This window comes from Rhizobium sp. 10N414 (assembly GCF_056394785.1).
The window spans coordinates 51184-67518 of sequence record NZ_JBFTIN010000003.1; the positions used below are offsets into that span (position 1 = coordinate 51184).

The following is a 16335-nucleotide window of genomic DNA, read 5'->3' on the forward strand; positions in this document are numbered from 1 at the left end:
CGCCGTGTTTGATTGAAAGAGGAATGTGACATTGCAGGTTGGTATCGATATGGGATCGGCGTCGGGAGGCAATCCGGCCACGCTCGATATCGAAGAGCTTCTGGCTACCCGTCTTCTGGTGCAGGGCAATTCCGGCTCCGGCAAGTCGCATCTGCTCCGCCGTCTGCTGGAGCAATCAGCGCAGTGGGTGCAGCAGGTCATCATTGATCCCGAAGGTGATTTCGTCACACTGTCGGACAAGTTCGGCCACGTCGTCGTCGACGGCGAGCGCACCGAGGCCGAATTGGCCGGTATTGCCAATCGTATCCGCCAGCATCGCGTCTCCTGCGTTCTGACCCTCGAGGGTCTCGATATCGAGCAGCAGATGCGCGCCGCAGCCGCTTTCCTCAACGGCATGTTCGATGCCGACCGTGAATACTGGTATCCGGTTCTCGTCGTGGTCGACGAGGCGCAGATGTTTGCGCCTTCGGTCGGCGGCGACGTCTCGGAAGATGCCCGCAAGATGTCGCTTGGCGCCATGACGAACCTGATGTGCCGCGGCCGCAAGCGCGGTCTTGCCGGCGTGATCGCGACGCAGCGCCTGGCAAAGCTTGCCAAGAACGTGGCCGCGGAAGCCTCGAACTTTCTGATGGGGCGCACCTTCCTCGACATCGACATGGCGCGTGCTGCCGATCTGCTCGGGATGGATCGCAGGCAGGCGGAAATGTTCCGCGACCTGAAGCGTGGCAATTTCGTTGCGCTTGGGCCGGCCTTGTCCCGCCGCCCGCTGCCGATCCAGATCGGTAATGTCGAGACCTCGGCGCGTTCGTCGAGCCCCAAGCTCATGCCGCTGCCGGACGCACCGCAGGACGTCGAAGACCTGATCTTCACCCCGGATCCGGAAGAATTTCAGCGGCCGATCGTTCGGCGCGCCGCGCCCGCACCACGGCCGACCACCGATATTCTCGCGGAGTTGTCGCGATCGGCTCCTGCTGCCTCGGCTCCGGTTTCGGAGACGCGTGCGCCTCAGCCCGAGCTGTCGGTCGAGGAACGGGAGGAGCGGCTGACGGCGGTGCTCAACGAAATACTGGACGATCCGAGCTCCGGATTCCGAACAGATTCCGTGCTTTACCAGGAGTTCCTGGTGCGACTTCGCATGCGCCGGGTTCCAGGTGCTCCGATGTCTTTGTCGGAGTTCCGACGCCGCGTGGCGATTTCGCGTTCCGGCGTAGGTGCGGCGACCGCAGAAACCGAGGCCTGGGGAATGGCGTTGTCGCTCTCTTCTGGCGTCACCGACGATCTTCAGGGTGTTTTCCTGATGTTGGCAAAAGCGGCAATTTGTGGCGAACCATGCCCCTCGGATGCACGGATTGCGCGCGCTTACGGCACCCACTCGGCCCGGCGTGCGAGACGTCTACTTGGCTATTTCGAGGAGCAGGGGACTGTGGTTGTGCACACGGACTTCTCGGGCAAGCGCATCGTCGCTTTCCCCGACATGAGTTGCCAGACCGCTCCCGGCGATGCCAATGCGCCTGATGTGGATGAGGTGCGCTCCGCAGCAGAATGACGGCCGAATTGACGGCAAATAGCGCGCGGACAATGTGCCCGGTTTATACTCGATCTCTAATGTCACACGAAGAAGTTGCTTTTGTCACAAGAGCTTCATTCGGTTGGTGGATAAGGCGCGCGACCCGTGCGGTCGATGCGGATTATCAAAAGGAGATCTCGGTCATGAGAAACAACGTTCGTCACCAGCTGCTGCGCCTTGTCGTCGGCGGCCTGCTTGCAACCGTTGCCCTTCAGCCTGGCTATGCCGATGATGCGGCGAACAAGCTTCTGGAACGTGCGGCAAGCGCGGATCTCAGCGCTCCCGGTGGCGCACGCCGCCTTTCCGGCGACATCACCGAGGCTTATCGCGCCGCGCTCATCGATACCCGCCCGAAGAACGTCATCCTCCTGATCGGCGACGGCATGGGCGACTCCGAGATCACCATCGCACGCAACTATGCGGTCGGCGCGGGCCAGTATTTCAAGGGCATCGATGCGCTTCCGGTCACCGGGCAATACACGCATTATTCGCTCGACAAGAAGACGGGCAAGCCGACCTATGTGACCGACTCTGCTGCCTCGGGCACCGCTTGGGCGACGGGCGTGAAGTCCTACAACGGCGCGATCGGCATCGACATTCATGAGAAGAGCCACGAAACGCTGATCGAAAAGGCAAAGGCTGCCGGTCTTGGCACAGGCAATGTCTCGACAGCCGAACTGCAGGATGCAACGCCAGCCGTGCAGATCGCGCACGTGACCCAGCGTAAGTGCTACAGTCCGGCATCCACCACAGAGAAGTGCCCGACGAACGCGCTTGAAAACGGCGGCAAAGGTTCGATCAGCGAGCAGTTGCTGAATACGCGCCCCGACGTGACACTCGGCGGGGGCGCAAAGAGCTTCGGCGAGACCGCCAAGGCCGGCGAATGGAAGGACAAGACGCTTCGCCAGCAGGCGGAGGAACGAGGCTACAAGATCGTCTCGAACCTTGACGAGCTCCAGGCCGTCAAGCAGGCGAACGACAGTGCGCCGGTACTCGGCCTGTTTGCCGAGGGCAATATGCCGGTTCGCTGGGAAGGCCCGAAGGCCAGCCATTACGGCAATGTCGAGAAGGAGCCGGTCGTCTGCAAGCCCAACGAGAAGCGCACGTCGGCAACCCCGACGTTGGCACAGATGACGGCCAAGGCGATCGAACTGCTCAGGACGAACGAGAAGGGCTTCTTCCTGCAGATCGAGGGAGCGTCGATCGACAAGCAGGATCATGCCGCCAACCCGTGCGGCCAGATCGGCGAAACGGTTGATCTCGATGAAGCCGTTCAGGAAGCGTTGAAGTTTGCGCAAGAAGCCGGCGACACGCTCGTCATCATCACCGCCGATCATGCGCACGCGAGCCAGATCATCGATGCCGACGCCAAGGCTCCGGGCTTGACGGAAGCGTTGATGACGAAGGACGGCGCCGTGATGGCCGTGAGCTACGGCAACTCCGACGATGCGGATGACCAGGGCCATACCGGCTCGCAGCTTCGCATTGCTGCTTACGGGCCGCGCGCTGCCAATGTCACTGGCCTGACGGACCAGACGGATCTGTTCTATACGATCAGCGACGCGCTCGGCCTGAAGACCGAGACGGCCAGCGCCAAGTAGGCCGCGTCGGCGAATGCCACGGGCGAAAACGTGGAATTGTGATTGACATTCCAGCGACTTCGCCCTAAAGACCGCCCCAGCACCGGGCAGAGATGTCCGGTGTTTCATTTGACATGTCCCGTGGATTTGTCCTGTTCGCGTAATGGGATGATCCTGTCGGATCCTCGAAAGAAGATCAAAGGAGGGCGTGTTTCCTTCACGCGGTTTGGCAACAGACCGTTCTAACTTTCTGAAAGGAAATACGATGAGCAAGCGCGAATCGTCCAAGTACAAGATTGACCGCCGTATGGGCGAAAACATCTGGGGCCGTCCTAAGTCCCCGGTGAACCGCCGCGAATACGGCCCGGGCCAGCACGGTCAGCGCCGCAAGGGCAAGCTTTCTGACTTCGGTGTGCAGCTGCGCGCCAAGCAGAAGCTCAAGGGTTACTACGGTGACCTGCGCGAGAAGCAGTTCCGCGCGATCTTCGCTGAAGCCGACCGCCGCAAGGGCGATACCTCGGAAAACCTGATCGGTCTTCTGGAGTCTCGTCTTGACGCGATCGTTTATCGCGCCAAGTTCGTTCCGACCGTTTTCGCTGCTCGCCAGTTCGTCAATCACGGCCACGTGACCGTGAACGGCGTCCGCGTAAACATCGGTTCTTACCGTTGCAAGGCTGGCGACGTCATCGAGGTTCGTCAGAAGTCGAAGCAGCTCGTTTCCGTTCTGGAATCTGTTGGCTTGGCTGAACGCGACGTTCCGGACTACATCGAAGCTGACCATAACAAGATGGTTGCTACCTTCGCTCGTGTTCCGGCGCTCGGCGACGTACCGTATCCGGTCGTCATGGAGCCGCATCTGGTGGTCGAATTCTATTCGCGTTAATCGCGAGGCGTTTTCGCATACGGAAAAGCCGCCTCCTGGGGCGGCTTTTTTGTTATCTGGGGAGATACGATGACGGACTTGCAGGCAGTTCTCGATAGCATCCACAAGGAGCTGACCCCCCGTATCGGCGAGGGGAAGGTTGCGGACTACATTCCGGAACTCGCCAAGGTCGACCCAAACCAGTTCGGCCTAGCGGTCGTCACCGTGGATGGCAAGGTCTACAGCGTCGGCAATGCCGATGTCCCGTTCTCCATCCAGAGCATCTCGAAGGTTTTCATGCTGACGCTTGCACTCGGCAAGGTCGGCGAGGGACTCTGGAAGCGGGTCGGCCGCGAGCCTTCGGGCTCGGCGTTCAACTCGATCGTCCAGCTCGAGCACGAGCAGGGCATTCCACGCAATCCCTTCATCAACGCGGGGGCAATTGCCGTGACCGATGTTGTCATGGCCGGCCATGCGCCACGCGAGGCTATTGGTGAGTTGCTGCGCTTCGTCCGCTATCTCGCCGATGACGAGTCGGTCACCATCGATGATCGCGTTGCAAAGTCCGAGACACAGACGGGCTACCGCAATTTCGCGCTCGCAAACTTCATGCGGGCCTATCGCAACCTCGATCACCCAGTCGAACACGTGCTTGGCGTCTATTTTCACCAGTGCGCCCTGTCGATGACCTGCGAGCAGCTGGCGAAGGCCGGGCTGTTTCTGGCCGCACGCGGCAGCAATCCGATGACTGGCCACTCCGTTGTGTCGCCGAAGCGGGCGCGGCGTATCAACGCGCTGATGCTGACATGCGGCCACTATGACGGTTCCGGCGACTTTGCCTATCACGTCGGTCTCCCCGGCAAGAGTGGTGTCGGCGGTGGTATTTTTGCAGTGGCGCCCGGCATTGCCTCGATTGCGGTGTGGTCGCCGGGGCTCAACGAGGTCGGCAACTCGCAGCTCGGTGCTGTCGCGCTCGAAATGCTGGCGGCCCGCACTGGGTGGTCTGTTTTCGGCGATTGATGCTGGGTTGTCGTGACGCTTTCTGCTAAGGCGGAGGCTGACTCTGATTGGACGAGAAAATGAACATCGCAGCCAACATTGCCGATGAGCTGGAAACGCCGAACGCGGATGGGGCGATCGCGCACGCGCTCTTTGCCGAAGCTCCTGACTCGGTGTCGTTCAACAAGCTGCGCAAGCGGCTGTTGCGGAACGTCAGACAGGCATTCGACGATTTTGCGATGCTGAAGGGGCAGACGCGTTGGCTGATCGGTCTCTCCGGCGGCAAGGACTCTTATGGATTGCTCGCCCTTCTTCTCGACCTGCAGTGGCGCGGTCTTCTGCCGGTGGAACTGATCGCCTGCAATCTCGACCAGGGCCAGCCGAACTTCCCAAAGCATATCCTGCCTGAATATCTCACCAAGGTCGGCGTCAAGCACCGCATCGAGTATCGCGACACGTACTCCATCGTGAAGGAGAAGGTTCCTGAAGGAGCGACCTATTGCTCGCTCTGTTCGCGCCTGCGTCGCGGCAATCTTTATCGGATTGCCAAGGAGGAGGGCTGTGACGCATTGGTGCTCGGCCACCACCGCGAGGATATTCTCGAAACCTTCTTTATGAACTTTTTCCATGGCGGGCGGCTCGCTTCGATGCCGGCCAAATTGCTCAATGACGAGGGCAACCTCGTGTTGCTGCGCCCGCTCGCCTATTGCGCGGAAGACGACATGGCGAAGTTCGCGGCTGCCATGCAGTTCCCGATTATTCCATGCGATCTTTGCGGCTCCCAGGACGGGCTGCAGCGCAATGCGATGAAGGACATGCTCGCCGATATCGAGCGGCGTATGCCGGGCCGCAAGGATACGATGCTGAGAGCGCTTGCGCATGTGAACCCGTCGCATCTGCTCGATCCCAAGCTTTTCGATTTCGCTGGCCTGATGGCCGGAGAGACCGCGCCGAAGAGTGAATAGTCGGCGCCCACGGCAAAGAAGGAAAGTCCATGTGTTCCACGATAGATGTAACGACGCTTGCCGATCTCCTGAGGCGGGCGGCGAAGGCAGAGATATTGCCGCGCTTCCGTCGACTTGGAAGCGATGACGTGCGCGCCAAGAGCGAAGCGACCGATCTGGTGACGGAGGCGGACCTGCAGGCGGAGCGGATGATTAAAGCTGAAGCCGCTGCACTCTGGCCGGATGCCGTGTTCATCGGAGAGGAGTCGGTCGCGGCGGATCCTGATCTGCTCGGCAAGCTCGAGGGAGCGGACCTTGCCATCGTGGTCGATCCCGTTGATGGGACCTTCAATTTCGCATCCGGCATTCCGGCCTTCGGCGTGATGGCGTCCGTCGTGTCCAAGGGCGAAACAGTTGCCGGCATCATCTACGACCCGATGGGCGATGACTGGGTAATGGCGGAGAAGGGCGGTGGCGCGTGGCTTCGGCGTCCTGGCGGGGAGGCGGAGCGGCTCGCCGTTGCAGCGCCCGTCGCGCTGGAGGAGATGGTCGGCATGGCATCGACGGGCTTCCTGCCGAAGCCGAAGCGCAGCGAGATCCTTGCCAATCTGGCCAAGGTTCGGTTCCTTGCCAACTATCGCTGTGCTGCCCATGAGTACCGCGCCTTTGCGGGCGGTCACGTCCACTATCTGATGTATAATAAGCTCATGCCCTGGGACCATCTCGCGGGCACCCTGATCAGCATCGAGGCTGGCGCGCATGCGGCCCGTTTTGACGGTTCGCCTTACCTGCCGCATCACACCAGTGGTGGCTTGCTGATTGCGCCCGACAAGGACAGCTGGGACATTCTGCGGATTGAAGTTTTCACGATCTGATATCGGAGCCGCGACCTCCTGCGGGTTGCGGTAGCGTTTCCTGGGGCGCCCAGATTTCGCGCTCCCAGGAAAACGCCATGCGCACAGACGTACAATACGAGCAGGCACGCCAGTCGTAAATGTTCTCCCGCTTTCGAAATGACGAGGAGAGTATGATGGATACAGGGCAGACACTGGCGTTTTTGCTGTTTGCGTTTATCGCGGCGGTTACACCGGGACCCAGTAACACTCTGGTCCTGTCCACAGGTGCTGCTGTCGGCACTTTGAGAGGCATCGGCTGTCCGCTCGGTGCATCGCTTGGCATGGGCGCAATGATTGTTCTAAGCGCCTTCGGTGTCGGAGAAATTGTCGCCGCGGCGCCGGCGATCGTAATAGCGATGAAGTTGGCAGGATCTCTGTTTCTGTTGTGGCTTGCCTGGAAGATCGCCAATGCCGGTACTGTTGAAGCGGATGGCCAGAGGCGCGTGGTTGGATTTCGGCAGGCTTTTCTATTCCAGTGGCTAAACCCGAAAGGTTGGCTGGTTGCGCTGAGCGCAGGCAGCACCTTCCTTGTGTCTTCACAGCACGCTGATGCACGTGGCGCCTTGTGGATGGGGGCGCTGTTCGCAGCCGCCGCGTTTCCCGCCGGGTTCGTATGGCTTGTCCTCGGCGCTCTCGTGGCACAGTTTCTACGCACCCCACGTTCGGCGCGGTTCTTCAATATCGCGATGGCGTTGGCTCTGGCTCTTTCGGTCGCCCTTGTGTGGCGCTAGCTCCCGAAAGAGTTTCGCCCGCAACGGTGTGTTGCGGGCGACAAGGAACGTTATGCGTTGCAAGGCCGTCTACTAGAAATGCCCGGCGCCTGGATCGATGTGCGGGCTGTCACCCGGATGTGTGAACAGCTTGCCGCCTTCGGCCCACAGCGTTGCCGCGATGCTGATCGCCCCGAACACCGCGAAGCCGCCGAAGAGCGGCTGCACAGTCCCGTTGAATAGCTGTCCGACCGTGCCGCCGAGGATCGCGCCGAAGGTCGTCGATACGAAGCCGGTGATGGCTGTCGCGGTGCCGGCGAGGTTGCCCATGGGTTCCAGGCTGATTGCCGTAAAATTGGTGGCAATAACCGCAAACATCATCAGCAGGATCGTGAACAGGGTATAGGCAAAGGCGAAATCGGGCCGGCCACCGAGAGCTTTGACGAAACCGATTGCAGACACGATCGTGAACAGGATCATCGCAACGTGCGAGATGCGGCGCATCCCGAATTTGCGCACAAAAAACCCGTTGGCGAAGTTCGCGACAGCGATGCCGCCGGCCGTTGCCGCAAAGGCGATCGGTAACCAATCGCCAAGGCCGTAGACCTCGCCGAACACCTGCTGGACCGAAATAACGTAGGCGCTGATGACGCCCGTGAACATCGTCAGCCCGATCATGTAGCCACAGGTGATCTTGTTCGTCAGGACGGTCTTGAAACCGTCGACGACGGAGCCGACCGATAACGGGATGCGCTCTCCTTTCGGCAGAGATTCTTTCAGACGCGCGAGTGCCCAGATGAACAGGACCCCTCCGACAAGGCCGAGCAGGATAAAAATCCAGTGCCAGTTGGCGTAGGTGATGATCAACTGACCGACGGAAGGCGCCACGATCGGAACGATCATGAAGACGATCATCACGTAGGACATGACCCGCGCCATCTCACGGCCGCCGAAGCAGTCGCGAACAATCGCCATGGTCGTGATGCGGACGGCTGCGCCGCCGAGGCCTTGGACAAAGCGCATGATCAGCAGCATTTCGAAGCTGCCGGTAGCGGCAGCGGCGAACATAGCGAGGACATAAACGGCGAGGCCGCCAAGCAGGATGTTTCGGCGGCCGAAGGTATCAGACAGGCTACCGAAAATGATCTGCGACACGCCGAATCCGAGGAAGAAGACGCCGATCACGAGCTGCGTATCGTTGGCGTTCGTGACACCGAGCGAATGGCCGATCGCGGGCAGGGATGGCAGCATGCTGTCGATCGCCATCGCGACACTGGCGGTCATGATGGCGATGGTAATGACAAATTCGACGAAGCCCATGCCTATGCGGCGGGAGCCCTGATTCTCAACATGGGGTTTATGTGGTGGCGTCATAATCGAAATCCTGAAATAGGGGCGGAGAGAGCCGATCAGACCGCAGGATTGTGCGGCTGGAAGAGACGTCCCTTCTCTGCGATCAAAACGAAGACCAGACCGATGATCGAGACGGTGAAATAGCCTGCGACCATTGGCAATGCTGTGCCGTTGAATGCCTGGCCGATGCCGGCGCCGATCAGCGCGCCGCCGACCGTGCTCATGAAGCCGAGGACGGACGAAGCCGTTCCCGCGACGTGGCCGAGCGGCTCCATGGCAAGCGAGTTGAAGTTGGAGCCGATCCAGCCGAACTGGAACATGGCCACACCGAAGAAGCAGATGAAAAACGCAAAGCGCATCGGTTGCGGCCCAAGAACGAGGGCTGCGAGCCAGATGGTGTTGACGGTGATAAAGCCGACCAACGCGCCATGCGACAACCGCCGCATCCCGAACCTGCCAACAAGCCGCGCGTTGAGGAATGACGAAAGCGACATGAAGACAGCGACGCCGGCAAAGGCGAAGGGGAAGTAGACCCCCAGCTCGTAGATGCCGACGTATATCTGCTGCGCGGAATTGATGAAGCCGAAAAGCGAACCGAAGATGAAGGTGGTGGCAATCGTGTAGCAGAGGGCGATGCGGTTCGTGAGAACCAGCTTGAAGCCACCGATCACCGAGCGTGCGGTGAACGGGCGGACATTCGCGGGACGCAAGGTTTCGGGAAGGCGGATATAGGCCCAAACCGAGATCAAAGCGGCCAGGACGGCGATGAACACGAAGATCAGATGCCAGCTGCCGAAGAACATGATGATCTGGCCGCTGCCCGGCGCGATGACGGGAACGATCATGAAGACCATCATGATCAGGGACATGACCTCTGCCATCTGCCGGCCGCCGTAGATATCACGGACGATGGAGATGGTGATGACGCGCGTCGCTGCGGAACCAATGCCCTGAATGAAGCGAAGTGCGAGAAGGCCCGCAAAGGACGGTACCAGTGCGATCCCCAGCGCAGAACAGATATAGATGACAAGGCCGATCAACAGCGGCAGACGGCGGCCGAAGCGGTCGGAGAGAGGGCCGTAGAAGAGCTGAGCCGAGCCGAAGCCCAGCAGATAGGCGGAAACGACGAACTGACGGTGATTTTCGCTTTCGACGCCAAGGCTTGCGCCGATCTGCTGCAGTGCCGGCAACATGATGTCGATCGCGAGCGAATTGACCGCCATCAAGAAGGCGGCGAGCGCAATGAATTCCCCTTTGCCCATGGGCAATTGGCCCGCGTGCACGGTTTGTGATGAATCTGTCACAATGAAATTCCCATAAACGGGCCAAGGCGCTGTTCAGCACAGCGCCTCGGACTCAAAATGCAAGATATGGAAACCGGGCGGACGCCCGGTGACCGAACAGGTCAGGCGGCGCCGCGAACGGTCACGCCATGTTCCTGCAGGTGCTGCTGCAACTCGCCGGCCTGGAACATTTCCCGGACGATGTCGCAACCGCCGATGAACTCGCCCTTCACGTAGAGCTGCGGGATCGTCGGCCAGTTGGAGTAATCCTTGATGCCCTGGCGGATCTCAGAGTCAGCGAGCACGTTGATGCCCTTGTAGTCGACGCCGATGTAATCGAGAATCTGCACGACCTGGCCGGAGAATCCACACTGCGGAAACTGCGGCGTGCCCTTCATGAAGAGGACGACGTCGTTGCTCTTGATTTCGTTGTCGATGAATTCGTTGATACCGCTCATAGGGACTAATCCTTTCCACAGGCGAGTTAAAGGCCCGCCGTTTCAATCGTTAAGCTTAGATAGCATGTGATCCGCGGAATTCCAGCAGGCCGAGCCAAAAAAAGAGCGCCCTATCGGTTTGCGGACGGCGCATTGTTGCGCTTGCGTTACGCCTGGTTCAGGAGCGGCTTAGTCTCGCGCGCGCATTGCCGGTTATGGCAAGGAATTCACCCGGATTTTGCCACAATTCTCGCCGATTGCGGCGCAGCAATTTCCTGCCGTGCGCGGCCAGAAAGAAAATAATGACATTGATTTCGAAACGGGTCGTTCTCCATTTTCCGGGGTTCGAGCCACTTGATGGGCGTGCTCACAGGGCGCGCTATGAACGATCCGCAAAACAAAGTGCAGCGACCTGGAATTTCTCCGTGCTGACAGGCGAGCCGGACGACGGACCGGCGTCGACGGCGTTCAGGGTGAAGGCGGGATTGACGGATGGGAAACCAACAGCCACATCCATATCTTCGACCACAATGCTTTGGTGGAGCAGCTTCGATCACGCAGCATACCTGCGCAAATTCTGGCGGGCTTTCGTGGTGCTCTGCAGGTCATCCTCCATGGCGGGATGGCCGGCTACTTCAGGCACGCTTGGCGATTCGGGCTGTTCTTCGTCTTTCCGTTCCTGATGATGATACTCGGCTTTTCGCTTAGCGCCATCATCGCCGTGATACCACTCGAAATGGAGTTGCCCGCTTTTCATCTCCTGTGGAGCACGGCGTTGGCATTGTGTTTCTTCGTCTTCGTGTTTCTGCCTTTCGCGGAGCGCTTCTACACGCTGCATCTCTTCGCTGACTGGCGGATGGCGGTCGCTCTTGCCCGGACGAGCGATGCGGCATTCAACCAGTGGCTAGATCGCTGTGCCACGGCCGCGCAGACCGCCCTGTCGGAACCTGCGCAGGAGTATGTGATCTCATCTCACAGTATGGGATCCAGCGTCGCCGCCCACGTCGTTGGCCTCCTGCTCGAACGGGATCCTGATGTTTTTGCCGGCAAGAAGGTGATCTTTGCAACGCTCGGCTCGGCAATCCTGCAATGCGCATTGTTGCGACCCGCGCGCGTGTTGCGGTCACGGGTCGGCCTGATCGCGCGATGCGACAGCGTCAACTGGCTTGATGTCCACTGTCTGACCGACGCCATTCATTTCTACAAGGTGCCGGTCGTGGCGGTTTGTGGACATGGAGATGCACGGCCTGCGAAGATGATCTTCATTCGCGTGAAGCATATGCTGACTATCGAGCACTATAAGAAGATCAAGAAGGATTTCCTGCGCGTGCATCGGCAGTATGTCCTGGGGCCAGACCTGCGGGCGCCCTTCGACTTCACGCTGCTAACCGCCGGCCCACGCTCGGACATGGTCTTTGCTGCAGACGTCTATAACGCAATGCCCGGCTTCTAACCGGGCATTTGCGTTCGATATCACTCAGGTGCCGATGTCTGCAGCGCCAGGGCATGCAGTATGCCACCCATGTTGCCCTTCAGGGCTTCGTAGACCATCTGATGCTGCTGCACGCGGCTCTTGCCGCGAAAAGCTTCCGCTACCACCTCAGCCGCATAATGATCGCCGTCGCCGGCAAGATCGCGGATGGTCACCTTGGCGCCGGGGATGCCGGCCCTGATCATGTCTTCGATATCACCGGGTTTCATAGGCATGATCGTTACTCCTTGCGCATTATTCCGTGGCAGCCAGTGTGCCATGGCCTTCCATGTAATCAGGGAACCATGATTCATGTGCGTCGCGCAATTGCTGAATCGGCAGCGACAGCAGATCGTCAATCACGAGGCTTTCACCTTCGACAGTGCCGAGGCGGCGGAAAGGTACACCCGCACCTTCGGCGTTGGCGCAGACGAAATTGGCAACATCCGCTGGCACCGTCAGCACGTAGCGGGCCTGATCTTCGCCGAATAGGAGCGCGTGCGGTGCGCCTTTGCTTTCATGAAGATCGATGTTAAGGCCCTTGCCTGACGCCATCGCCATTTCGGCGAGAGCCAGAACGAGGCCGCCGGAAGAGATATCGTGGCAGCTCGTTGCCTGGCCGTTTCGGATGACCGAGCGGACGAAGTTGCCGTTACGGCGCTCCGCGAGGAGATCGACCTCGGGAGCGGGGCCTTCAGTGCTGCCGACGACATCGCGCAGATAGGCCGACGAACCGAGATGGCTGCCGTCCGTACCGATCATGATTACCTTATCGCCATTCGAGGCGCTGCCGATGCGCGCCATCTTCTTCCAGTCGGGCAGAAGGCCGACGCCAGCGATCGTCGGTGTCGGCAGGATCGCAACGCCGTTGGTTTCATTGTAGAGTGAGACGTTCCCCGACACGATGGGGAAGTCGAGGACGCGGCAGGCTTCGCCGATGCCTTTCACGGCCTGAACGAACTGGCCCATGATTTCCGGCTTTTCAGGGTTGCCGAAGTTCAGGTTGTCGGTCGCCGCCAGCGGCTCTGCGCCGGTCGCCGTGATGTTGCGCCAGCATTCTGCGACTGCCTGCTTGCCGCCCTCGAACGGATCGGCCTCGACATAGCGCGGCGTCACATCGGACGAGAATGCAAGAGCCTTGGTCGGATGGTTCTCGACGCGAACGACGCCTGCATCACCTCCCGGAAGCTGGAGTGAGTTGCCCTGGATCAGGGTATCGTACTGTTCGTAAACCCAACGGCGGCTCGATTGATTGGGAGAGCCAACGAGCTGCAACAGCGCCTGGCCGTAGTCTGCCGGTGCGGCAACGAGGTTCGCGGGCAGCGGCGCACGCTTGTCCGATTCTCGCCACGGACGATCATATTCCGGCGCCTGGTCGCCGAGATCCTTGATCGGCAGGTTGGCGACTTCTTCGCCCTGATGGACAACGAGGAAGCGCAGGTCGTCGGTGGTCTTGCCGACGATCGCAAAATCCAGGCCCCACTTGATGAAGATCGCCTTCGCCACGGCTTCCTTTTCCGGCTCCAGAACCATGAGCATGCGCTCCTGGCTTTCGGACAGCATCATTTCGTAGGCGGTCATCTGCTCTTCGCGCACCGGCACGGTATCGAGATCGAGCAGAATGCCGAGATCGCCCTTTGCACCCATTTCGACGGCCGAGCAGGTGAGGCCGGCAGCACCCATGTCTTGGATGGCGATGACGGCGCCGGTCTGCATCAGCTCGAGGCAGGCTTCCAGCAGGCACTTTTCGGTGAAGGGGTCGCCGACCTGGACGGTCGGACGCTTTTCCTCGATGGACTCATCGAATTCGGCCGAGGCCATGGTCGCACCGCCGACGCCGTCGCGGCCCGTCTTTGCGCCGAGATAGACGACCGGCAAGCCGACGCCCTTGGCTTCCGAGAGGAATATGGCATTCGACTTGGCCAGGCCAGCCGCGAAGGCGTTGACCAGGATATTGCCGTTATAACGGGCGTCGAACTCGACTTCGCCGCCTACCGTCGGAACGCCGAAGGAGTTTCCATAACCGCCGACGCCCGAGACGACACCGGAGACTAGGTGACGGGTCTTCGGATGGTCCGGCTCGCCGAAACGCAGCGCATTCATTGCTGCGATCGGGCGTGCACCCATGGTGAAGACGTCGCGCAGAATGCCCCCGACGCCTGTGGCCGCGCCCTGATATGGCTCGATGTAGGACGGGTGGTTGTGGCTCTCCATCTTGAAGACTACGCAGTCGCCGTCATCGATATCGACAACACCGGCATTTTCACCGGGGCCCTGAATGACGCGCGGGCCTTTGGTCGGCAGCGTACGCAGCCACTTCTTGGAGGATTTGTAAGAGCAGTGCTCGTTCCACATGGCCGAAAAGATGCCGAGCTCGGTGAAAGTCGGTTCGCGTCCGATCAGGCTCAAGATCCGCTGATACTCGTCTGGCTTCAGGCCGTGGGCGGCAATCAGTTCGGGGGTGATCGGGCGGGTATTGGAAATGGTCATGAGCTCTCGGAAGTCCCTGCCGTTGCGCGATTGCGGTGTCTTTAGCCTAAGTGAATGAAACGCGCGATAGGAAAATGCCCGCTGTTAACAGACAGCAGGCACCAAAAGGCGACTATCGTGCCAGCTCAAAACTTGTAGCCGACCTGGATGCCGGCGCGCGTAATCCGAATTACGCACCATCGATCATTGGCGGGTAAAGCATTTTTGCCGACCGACGTTGCTTTGTCGCTGGTCTGCGGCCGATCTGCCGTCGCTTCAAATCTCACCATCATAGCCGGCGCCGCCGCTTTCTAGTAGGCGTCTCAAAGTCATCAATCCTGCAACCAGATCGTCACGGTTTCTGGGGGACGAGAAGCCTATCCGCACGCGGTGATAAACTTTCTCGGCGCGAGCGGCCTTGAACTCGTCCTCGTCATCGATCAGCACGCCATCTCTATAGGCGGCGTTCTTGAAGGTTCCCGAGAGCCAGGGATCGGGCAGCTTCAGCCAGAGGAAGGGAACATGCGGATGGGACACAAAATCGTATCCCTGTAGTTGTTGCCGTGCGAGGCGCTCGCGGATGGCCAGTTCGGCCGTGCTTGCCTTGCGGATTTCGTGTGCTTGGCCGCTCTGAACGAGACGCGCGCAAGCCTCGGCCAGAATGAAAGGCAGCCCGCCCGTAATCATCTTGTGCGTTACCTTGATCCGCTGCGCAAAATGCGGCGGGCAGGCGACCCAGCCGCCGCGCACTCCGGCAGCCACGGACTTTGAAAGGCCACTGATCAGGAAGGTGCGATCGGGCGCGAGCGACGCCAGCAGGGGATTTTCGTCGCCAGTCATGCCACCGTAGAGATCGTCCTCTATCAGCCAGACGCCATGCCTGCGTGCAATCTCCGCGATCCGTACCCGCCGCTCGTAAGGCATCGTAGCCAGGGTGGGATTGTGCGCGGTCGGCATGAGGAACGCGAGCTTGGGATGCTGCTGAAGACACAAGCGCTCGAAGTCATCGGGGATTACGCCGTTCTCGTCGGAGTCGACGGTGATCGTACGGCGACCAAGAATGCGGGCGCTGCGGCTGACCTGCGTATAGCTCAAATCTTCAAATACGATCTTGTCACCGGGCGACGACACGGCCGAAATCACCGAGACCGCCGCCGCGTGCGCGCCGAGGGTAGGGACGATGTTTTCGGTGTCGGGCGTCCAATCGTTCCTGGCGAGCCAGCGCCGCCCTGCCTCGTACCAATTTTGCGGGAAAACACGGGAATAGGACGAAATCTCGGAAAGCTGCTCCTCGCCGATTCCGGCGAGCACGCTGCCGATGATCTTGCCCTGGCCGAGGTCCGGAGCCGCGGTGGTGTCAAAGCGTATCTTGCCGGCCGGCGCATCGATCGGACGCGTGCCGCCGAGCGCGATGGTCAGTGGGTCCGGCTGATTGCCGGGTGCCGTCTCGGCGCGATCCAGGACATATGTGCCGCGGCCGACTTCTCCCGCGACGAGGCCGCGTTCGTGCACCAGCGCATAGGCCCGGCCGATTGTCCCGATTGTCACGCCTATGTCGTAGGCAAGGTTTCGCTGCGGCGGCAACTTGCTGCCAGCGGGCAATGTACCTGCGGCAATGGCTGATTCAATGCTGTCCGCAATTCGGAGGTAAACCGGGCCGAAACCGCGCGAAACGTCTGGGAGCCAATTTGTCATGATGACAATTCTCTATATTGTCACCCTTCGTCCGTCAAGATTATCTGAATTACAGACACAATCCACGTG

General features: G+C 60.1%; 13 protein-coding genes and 1 pseudogene. 8 read left to right on the top strand and 6 right to left on the bottom strand.

Annotated elements, in window-relative coordinates; genetic code table 11:
- Window positions 1–31 precede the first annotated feature (31 nt).
- From AC1DE4_RS05225 to AC1DE4_RS05255, 7 genes are all read left to right on the top strand, one after another.
- On the top strand, window positions 32–1546 hold the full coding sequence (locus tag AC1DE4_RS05225; RefSeq protein ID WP_025661697.1) for a helicase HerA domain-containing protein: 1515 nt from the start codon (window positions 32–34) through the stop codon (window positions 1544–1546).
- A 164-nt stretch (window positions 1547–1710) separates the two neighbouring features.
- Window positions 1711–3168 (top strand): alkaline phosphatase, encoded by a 1458-nt coding sequence (phoA, locus tag AC1DE4_RS05230; RefSeq protein WP_025661698.1) that lies wholly within the window; start codon window positions 1711–1713, stop codon window positions 3166–3168.
- A gap of 244 nt (window positions 3169–3412) precedes the next feature.
- Window positions 3413–4030, top strand: a complete 618-nt coding sequence (rpsD, locus tag AC1DE4_RS05235) for a 30S ribosomal protein S4 (RefSeq protein WP_025661699.1) — start codon at window positions 3413–3415, stop codon at window positions 4028–4030.
- 69 nt (window positions 4031–4099) lie between these two features.
- On the top strand, window positions 4100–5029 hold the full coding sequence (locus AC1DE4_RS05240; RefSeq protein WP_025661700.1) for a glutaminase: 930 nt from the start codon (window positions 4100–4102) through the stop codon (window positions 5027–5029).
- A gap of 59 nt (window positions 5030–5088) precedes the next feature.
- The gene (gene ttcA, locus AC1DE4_RS05245; RefSeq protein ID WP_025661701.1) at window positions 5089–5973 is read left to right on the top strand and encodes a tRNA 2-thiocytidine(32) synthetase TtcA; all 885 of its coding nucleotides are present in this window, start codon (window positions 5089–5091) and stop codon (window positions 5971–5973) included.
- A gap of 29 nt (window positions 5974–6002) precedes the next feature.
- Entirely contained in the window at window positions 6003–6827 is an 825-nt protein-coding gene (locus tag AC1DE4_RS05250; RefSeq protein ID WP_025661702.1) for an inositol monophosphatase family protein, read from the top strand.
- A 155-nt stretch (window positions 6828–6982) separates the two neighbouring features.
- On the top strand, window positions 6983–7579 hold the full coding sequence (locus AC1DE4_RS05255) for a LysE family translocator (protein WP_025661703.1): 597 nt from the start codon (window positions 6983–6985) through the stop codon (window positions 7577–7579).
- 72 nt (window positions 7580–7651) lie between these two features.
- Here AC1DE4_RS05255 and AC1DE4_RS05260 read toward each other — a convergent pair whose 3' ends face one another.
- The 3 genes from AC1DE4_RS05260 to grxD all read right to left on the bottom strand — a co-directional run bounded on the left by AC1DE4_RS05260 (window position 7652) and on the right by grxD (window position 10652).
- Window positions 7652–8932, bottom strand: coding sequence for a multidrug effflux MFS transporter (locus AC1DE4_RS05260; protein ID WP_025661199.1), 1281 nt, complete (start codon window positions 8930–8932; stop codon window positions 7652–7654).
- Window positions 8933–8967: 35 nt separating this feature from the next.
- Window positions 8968–10173, bottom strand: a complete 1206-nt coding sequence (locus AC1DE4_RS05265; protein WP_477880377.1) for a multidrug effflux MFS transporter — start codon at window positions 10171–10173, stop codon at window positions 8968–8970.
- A gap of 143 nt (window positions 10174–10316) precedes the next feature.
- Window positions 10317–10652: a Grx4 family monothiol glutaredoxin gene (gene grxD / locus AC1DE4_RS05270; RefSeq protein WP_007532908.1), complete on the bottom strand. Its 336-nt coding sequence runs from the start codon at window positions 10650–10652 to the stop codon at window positions 10317–10319.
- A 281-nt stretch (window positions 10653–10933) separates the two neighbouring features.
- Here grxD and AC1DE4_RS05275 point away from each other — a divergent pair.
- Window positions 10934–12084: pseudogene (locus AC1DE4_RS05275) on the top strand (hypothetical protein).
- A gap of 20 nt (window positions 12085–12104) precedes the next feature.
- On the opposite strand, the gene AC1DE4_RS05280 reads toward AC1DE4_RS05275, so the two are convergent.
- From AC1DE4_RS05280 to AC1DE4_RS05290, 3 genes are all read right to left on the bottom strand, one after another.
- Window positions 12105–12338 carry a BolA/IbaG family iron-sulfur metabolism protein gene (locus AC1DE4_RS05280; protein ID WP_025661197.1) on the bottom strand — a complete coding sequence of 78 codons (234 nt, stop codon included), beginning with the start codon at window positions 12336–12338 and terminating at the stop codon, window positions 12105–12107.
- Window positions 12339–12357: 19 nt separating this feature from the next.
- Window positions 12358–14592: a phosphoribosylformylglycinamidine synthase subunit PurL gene (gene purL, locus AC1DE4_RS05285; protein ID WP_025661196.1), complete on the bottom strand. Its 2235-nt coding sequence runs from the start codon at window positions 14590–14592 to the stop codon at window positions 12358–12360.
- 255 nt (window positions 14593–14847) lie between these two features.
- Window positions 14848–16266: an aminotransferase-like domain-containing protein gene (locus AC1DE4_RS05290; RefSeq protein WP_025661195.1), complete on the bottom strand. Its 1419-nt coding sequence runs from the start codon at window positions 16264–16266 to the stop codon at window positions 14848–14850.
- Window positions 16267–16335 lie beyond the last annotated feature (69 nt).